Source organism: Streptomyces sp. NPDC002573 (assembly GCF_042889625.1).
GTDB lineage: Bacteria > Actinomycetota > Actinomycetes > Streptomycetales > Streptomycetaceae > Streptomyces > Streptomyces gibsoniae.
Genome location: NZ_JBIARC010000274.1, coordinates 1 through 1,294, shown reverse-complemented (window position 1 = coordinate 1,294; position 1,294 = coordinate 1). Strand labels below are relative to the sequence as shown.

The following is a 1,294-nucleotide window of genomic DNA, read 5'->3' as shown; positions in this document are numbered from 1 at the left end:
GGATTGCGGTCGACTGGCAGGCGTTCTACGACGGGACCGGCGCACGCCGCATCGACCTGCCGACCTACGCCTTCCGCCGCGACCGCTACTGGCTCAACCCGACCGCCGAGACCGCCGATGCGTCCGGACTGGGCCTGGTCCCGACCGGACATCCGATCCTGGGCGCGGCCGTGGAACAGGCGGACGGCGACGACATCCTGCTCACCGGCCGTCTGTCGCTGACCAGTCATCCCTGGCTGGCGGACCACTCCCTGCACGGTGTGGCCGTGTTCCCCGGCACCGGCCTGCTGGACCTGGCACTGCGGGCGGGGAAGCAGGTCGGCTGTGAGCGGGTCGCCGAACTGACCCTGTCGGCGCCCTTGGTGGTGCCGGAGCGTGGCGGGGTGCTGGTACAGGTGGTCGTGCGCGCACCCGACTCCGAGGGGCGGCGCAGGATCGACGTGTACGGCCGTCCCGAGACGGACACCGGTCTCGAACAGCCGTGGACCCCGCATGCGACGGGATACCTGGAGACCGTCGGCGAGGACGGCCCCGACCTTCCCGACGGCCCCGACAGCCTCATGACCTGGCCACCCGCCGAGGCGACGGAGATCGACCTGAGCGGTGCGTACGAGCGGCTCGACCAGGGCGGTTACGGCTACGGGCCCGCGTTCCAGGGGCTGCGCCGCGTGTGGCAGGGAACCGGAGGCGAGCTGTACGCCGAGGTGGCCCTGCCCGAGGAGCAGCGCGCCGCTGCCGTCGGCTTCGTCCTTCACCCCGCCCTGCTGGACGCCGCGCTGCACCCCCTGCTGCCCGGCGTCGCGGGGGACGCCCCCGACCGGCTGCCGTTCGCCTGGACGGACATCGACGTGCACGCCACCGGCGCCACGGTGTGCCGAGTCCGTATCACCGCGACGGGACCGGAGACCGTGTCCGTGACAGTCGCCGGCGACACGGGCACAGCGGTCGCCTCCGTCGGTGTCCTCACCCTGCGGCCGCTGTCGAAGGACGCGCTGCGCGCGGCGGGCGGCTCCTCGTCGAACCGGCTCCTGCGGATCCACTGGTCGCCGGTGCCGGGACCCGAGCGCGCCGACGAGCAGTGGCGCGACGGCACCTTGGCCGTGATCGGCGACGACACGCTCGGCCTCGGCGAGACCGTCCGAGCCTTTCCCAGCCTTGACGCACTGCCGGACGACGTACCCACCACGGTGATCGTGCCGCTGCCGTCATCCGCCGGCGCCGACGACCCGGTCGGCCAGGTGCATGCGATGACGGTCGGTGTGTTGGGTCTGGTGCGGGGGTGGTTGGCGGAGGA

1 protein-coding gene is annotated in these 1,294 nt (G+C 73.0%); it reads left to right on the top strand.

Annotated elements, in window-relative coordinates; all coding sequences use genetic code 11:
* A partial coding sequence (locus tag ACFYX0_RS47885) for a polyketide synthase dehydratase domain-containing protein (protein WP_388982174.1) occupies positions 1-1,294 on the top strand: 1,294 nt, incomplete at both ends.